This window comes from Frankia sp. Cppng1_Ct_nod (genome assembly GCF_920656135.1).
GTDB classification, from domain to species: domain Bacteria; phylum Actinomycetota; class Actinomycetes; order Frankiales; family Frankiaceae; genus Protofrankia; species Protofrankia meridionalis.
Window position 1 is genome coordinate 1 of sequence record NZ_CAKKTK010000134.1, and the last position, 5,276, is coordinate 5,276.

At 72.2% G+C, this 5,276-nt stretch carries 4 protein-coding genes and 1 pseudogene; 1 reads left to right on the top strand and 4 read right to left on the bottom strand.

Annotated features, from left to right (window positions below):
• The 3 genes from NBW77_RS21605 to NBW77_RS21615 all read right to left on the bottom strand — a co-directional run.
• On the bottom strand, positions 1-345 hold a 345-nt coding region (locus NBW77_RS21605), incomplete at its 3' end, for a GDSL-type esterase/lipase family protein (RefSeq protein WP_250280250.1).
• A gap of 8 nt (positions 346-353) precedes the next feature.
• Positions 354-1,556, bottom strand: coding sequence for a glycosyltransferase (locus tag NBW77_RS21610; RefSeq protein WP_250280251.1), 1,203 nt, complete (start codon positions 1,554-1,556; stop codon positions 354-356).
• Between the two features lie 15 nt (positions 1,557-1,571).
• A complete protein-coding gene (locus NBW77_RS21615; protein WP_250280252.1) occupies positions 1,572-2,804 on the bottom strand; it encodes a glycosyltransferase family 4 protein in 1,233 nt (410 codons plus the stop codon).
• Between the two features lie 143 nt (positions 2,805-2,947).
• On the opposite strand from NBW77_RS21615, the gene NBW77_RS21620 reads away from it, so the two are divergent.
• Positions 2,948-4,381 (top strand): FAD-binding oxidoreductase, encoded by a 1,434-nt coding sequence (locus NBW77_RS21620; protein WP_250280253.1) that lies wholly within the window; start codon positions 2,948-2,950, stop codon positions 4,379-4,381.
• Between the two features lie 86 nt (positions 4,382-4,467).
• Here the strand turns inward: NBW77_RS21620 and NBW77_RS21625 are convergent.
• Positions 4,468-5,276: pseudogene (locus tag NBW77_RS21625) on the bottom strand (malto-oligosyltrehalose synthase); the annotation flags it as partial.

Here is a 5,276-nt window from a genome sequence, read left to right on the forward strand (position 1 = left end):
CGTGCGCAGGTCGCGCACACTCCACACCAGGTTGTGCCGCAGGCGCAGCGGATCGAATCCGGGGGACAGCAGGTCGTTCATGCCCGCGATCAGACTCGCGATCTGCGGGTGCAGCGTGAGCGCGACGGGGATCTGCGCGCCGCGCACGTCACCGGTGGTCGCGCCGGTGGTCGCGAGGTTCGCGAACCGCACCCCACCGGCCGGGGCCAGGCACGCCGCGAGGGTGGCGGCCCAGCCGCGCCCGGCCAGAGCACGCTGCGTGTGTTCCCGGCGGTAACGACCCATGCTCACGCCGTCCCCGAGCCCGGCCGTGATGCTGTCGCCGAGCGCCACGAAGCAGGTCATGGACGGTCTCAGGCGGCGCGGCCGGCGTTGGGGTGCTGGGTCCCGTCGCGGTGCTGCGTGGCTTCGCGGTGGCGTGTATCACGACCGGTGGCCGGGGGCAGCCCCTGCGCGCCGAGGAACCCGTCGACGGTGACGTCCCACGGGAACTGCTCCGCGCGGGCCCGGGCGGCCCGGCGCCGGACGTCCGGGTCAAGGGCGAGCAACGCCTGCACGCCGTCGGCGAAGGTCCAACCGCTGCCCGCGGCGGCGATTCCACTGCCCGGTACGACGAGTTCGGCCAGGGCGCTGCCGTGGTGCACGACCACCGGGGTGCCGCTGGCCATCGATTCCAGGGCGGCGAGCCCGAACGTCTCGACCGGCCCGGGTGCGAGGACGGCGTCCGCGGTGGCCAGCAGGCGGGCGAGACGGTTGCGGTCGGCCACGAAACCAAGAAAGACAATGGGCAGGCCGCTGGCGTGCCGGGCGAGGCGGTCGCGGGCGGGGCCGTCCCCCGCGACGACCAGGCGGGCGGCGACCCCGCGGCGGACCAGCTCCGCCAGGGCGTCCACGGCGGTGTCTCCCCGCTTTTCCGGTGACAGCCGGCTGGCGTGTACCAGCAGTACCTCGCTGTCGCGGGCGAACGCCCGACGCAGCACGATGTCGTACCGGTCGGGGTGGAAGCGGTCGAGGTCGACACCGAGAGGAACCCGGCACAGGTTGGTGGCTCCGATGCGGTCGAACTCCGCCGCCGCCCATGTGGTGGTGGCGACCACCGTGTCGAAGGAGCGCGCGAGAGTGGTGTTGGACCGGTCGGCGGCGGCCCGGATCGGCAGCGCCCCACGTAGCGAGCGCGGCGTCCACAGGTTCAACAGCCGGTCGAGGCGTTCATGGCTGACCACCAGGGAAGGGATGGCGACCCGGCCGGCCCAGCGGCCCAACGGCCGCAGCGACGTCCGGTCGTGGACCTCGATGCGGTCGGGTGCCTCGGCTTCCAGCAGTCGGATGACCCGCCACGGGTCGGCCAGGATCCGGTAGTCCGTGCCGGGAAGCGACGGTGCCCGCATGGTGATCACGGTCGCGTCCCGGGTGTGCCGGACGCTGTCGCGGTCCGCGGGCACGATCTGGACGACATCGTGGCCTGCGGCGGTGTATCCCGCGGCGAGGTGCCGCAGCGTCGTGCGGATGCCACCGGACCGTGGCGCGACGAAGTTGGCCGCCTGGATGATCTTCATCGGGTGCTCCCCTTGTCAATCGTGGGGGTCGAGGTCGACAGCGGCCCGGCGGAGCCGCGCCCGGCGGAGCTGCGCCCGGCGAGCGAGGACGACCCGGGGGCGCAGCACGCCACCCTGCGGTTGCCCCACTCCGAAACCGCGGACGTCGTGGTAATGACCGATGAGCTCGTCGCCGATCGCGCTCCACCCACAGCCGTCGACCGACCGTCGGGCGGCGGCGCCCATGGCGGTCCGCAGCCCGGTGTCGGCGACGAGCGTGGCGACCTGCCCGGCCAGCGCGGAGGGGGAATCCGGGGTGAAATGCAACCCGGTGCGCCCGTCCTCGACGATGTCGAGCAGACCACCGGCGGCCGGTGCGACCACCGGCACGCCGCTGGCCTTCGCCTCCTGCGCAGCCTGGCAGAACGTCTCGTGGGAACCGGTGTGGACGAACACGTCCAGGCTCGCCATGATCGACGACAGCTCGGGCCCGGAGCGGAACCCGAGGAACGCCGCCCGGTGCAACTGCCGTTCGAGGGTGGGCCGCATCGGCCCGTCACCGACGATGACCAGGCGTACTCCGGGGAAATCCGCCACCGCGTCGAGCAGATGCACCCGCTTCTCCCGGGCGAGCCGGCCCACGTAGCCGACCAGCACCTCACCGTCCGGGGCCAGTCCGCGGCGCAGTCCCGGGTCACGGTGGCGTGGGTTGAACCGATCGAGGTCGACGCCGCGTGCCCAGCGGGCAACCCGGTGGACGCCCTGGCGCAGCAGCATGTCGACCGCGGGCCAGGACGGTGCGAGGGTCCGCCCGGCCACCCGGTGAACGGTCGCCACCCAGCGCCAGATGGTGCGTTCTGCCTGGCCGAGCCCGTAGCGGGCGGCGAAGCCGGCGAAATCGGTCTGGTAGACCGCCACACTGGCCAGCCCGAGCCGCCGGGCGGCGAACGCGGACTGCGCGCCGAGCCCGGCCGGGGCGGCGAGATGCACGACGTCGGGGCGGAAGTCCGCGAGGACACCGACCAGGCGTGGCCATGGAGCGGCCACCCGGAATGTCGGATATCCTGGCAATGGAACGGACGGTGCCCGCAACACCGGGGCACCCGCGTAGACGTCGGGATAGGCCGCCGGTGCGTGGGGGCCAGCCGCGGGGGCGATGACGAGCGCTTCGTGACCACGGTGCCGCAGATGCTCCAGCACCCGGCAGACCGAGTTCGTCACACCGTCGACATGCGGCAGGAACGACTCGGTGATCACTGCTATGCGCACGACATCACGGTCGCAAGTCTCGGGGATGGTCCACAGACGCCTGCTTGTCCACCACATGAACGTTGTGACACAGTTTGGTGGTCTGGCGTTGCGTGGCGTGAGTAGCGGCGTGAGTAGCGGCGCCTTCCTGGAGGCATGAGACCATGCACGGGAACGACCGGCTGATCGCGGATCTCGTCGCGGTGCTCGGCGAGGCCCACGTCCTGTCCGATCCCGGCCTCACCGTGGGCTACGAGACCGACTGGACGGGCGCATTCACCGGCCGGGCCGCGGCCGTGGTCCGGCCCGCGTCGACCGGTGAGGTCGCCGCCGTCCTGCGGGTCTGCGCCGCCCACGAGGTACCGGTGGTACCCCAGGGCGGCAACACCGGTCTGGTCGGTGGCTCGGTGCCGGCCGGCGTCGCAGTCGGCGCGGTCCTGCTGAGTCTGCGACGGCTCACCTCGATCGACCCTGTGGACGCGGCCGCGGGTCTGGTGAGCGCGGGGGCGGGGGCGACCCTCGCAGACGTCCAGGCGCACGCCCGAGCGGCCGGCCACGGTATCGGGGTGGACTTTGCCGCGCGGGACTCGGCCACCCTCGGCGGCATCGCCGCGACGAACGCCGGCGGTGAGCGTGTGCTGCGCCATGGCATGACCCGTGGCCAGGTGGCCGGACTGGAGGCGGTGCTGGCCGACGGAGCGGTCGTGCGACGACTGTCCGGCCTACCCAAGGACAACGTCGGCTACGACCTGCCGTCGCTGCTCGTCGGCAGCGAGGGAACCCTGGGGATCATCACCAGGGTGCAGCTGCGGCTGGTCGCGCCACCTGCCGCACGGACCACCGCACTGGTCGCGATGGCGGACGTCGCCGCCGCGGTCGAGTTCGTCGCCGTGCTGCGTGCCACGGTCGGGTCCCTGGACGCCGTCGAGCTGGTCTTCGGCGACGGCATCGACCTGGTGTGCGCCCACCAGGGCCTGCCTGCGCCGTTTCCCCGCTGGGCCGGTCGGATGTCCGCGGCCCGTACCCCCCACCTCCTGCTGGAGTGTGCGGGGCGCGACGACCCCACCGACGAGCTCGCCGCCGCGGTCGAGAAGGCTGCCGGGGTGTCGGACGTGGCGGTCGCCACGACCGCCGTGGACCGCGACCGGCTGTGGACCTACCGGGAGGGGCACACCGCGGCGGTGAACGCCGCCGGTGTCCCGGTCAAACTGGACGTGGCCGTCCCGCTCGCGCGCATCGCCGCCTTCGTCGACGACCTGCGCGAGCTTGTGCGGGTTGCGGCGCCGGCCGCCCGGCTGCACCTGTGGGGGCACCTCGCCGAGGCCAACCTGCACGTAAATGTCACCGGGCTGGACCGTGACGACACCCTGGGCCGGGCTGGTCTCGCCGAAATGATCCTTACCCGGGCCGCTGCCGACGGTGGCAGCATCGGCGCCGAACATGGCGTCGGACGGGCCAAGATGGCCTGGATGGGGCTTTCCCGGTCACCGGCGGAACTCGCCGCGCTGGCCGCGGTGAAACACGCCCTCGACCCGGTCGGTCTCCTGAACCCCGGTGTCCTTATCCAGCCCTACGGGATCGGCGCAAGATGTCGGTGAACCCCCGTCGACTGTCGGTGAAACCCCGCCTGCTGTAGGTGGAAACCGTTGCTATGACAGCGGTTTCCACCTACAGCCTCCGCTGTTCAGGGGGTGTGGACGAGGAGGCTGACGGGGAAGTCGCGCAGCAGCCGCAGGACGTAGGCGACGCCGCCGTCGTGGCGGCGTCCGGTGAACAGATCGGTCCAGCGGCCGTCGGGCAGCGGAATGGTCGTGTCCCGCCAGCCGCCGCCGCGGCGCAGCCCCAGCACCAGGCGGGGTACGACCGCGACCACCGAGCCCGACCGGACGACCGCGACGACGTGTTCGGCCGCCGAACCCGACGCCCACAGCGGCCGGTAGCTCGCGTCCGCGCCGAACCACTGCGGATGCTCCCGCCGCAGTCGTAACGTGCGTGCTACAACCAGTAGTTTCGCTGCGCCGGTGTCGTCGAGCGCGGGGGGTTTGCGCGCTCCCGGATCAGGGCCGAGTTCGGTCAGGAGCTTCGCCCGCTCACCGAAGTTCACCGGCCGCCGGTTGTCCGGGTCGACCAGGGACGCGTCCCACAGCTCCTGGCCCTGATAGACGTCGGGGATGCCGGGGGAGACGAGCTGGAGCAGTTTCTGCGCGAGGGAGTTCTGCCGTCCCAGTTCCACCAGGGTCGCGACGTAGGTCTCCAGGGTCGAGACGTAGTCGCGGTCGTCGAACACCGCGTCGATGTAGTTCACCAACGCCGACTCGTAGCCGGGGTCGGGATCCGTCCAGGAGGTGTGGACCTTGACCTCCCGGACCGCCTTGATCATGTATTCCCGGGCCCGGTCGGCGGACAGCGGCCACGCACCGACGAGTGTCTGCGCCAGCAGGTAGATGGCATCCCTGTCCGGCCGGCCGTGCTCGCTGTCGGTGTGCCGCTCGC

Coding starts and splice junctions, on each gene's coding strand:
- NBW77_RS21620 (WP_250280253.1), top strand. CDS start 2,948: ATGCACGGGAACGACCGGCTGATCGCGGATCTCGTCGCGGTGCTCGGC.
- NBW77_RS21610 (WP_250280251.1), bottom strand. CDS start 1,556: ATGAAGATCATCCAGGCGGCCAACTTCGTCGCGCCACGGTCCGGTGGC.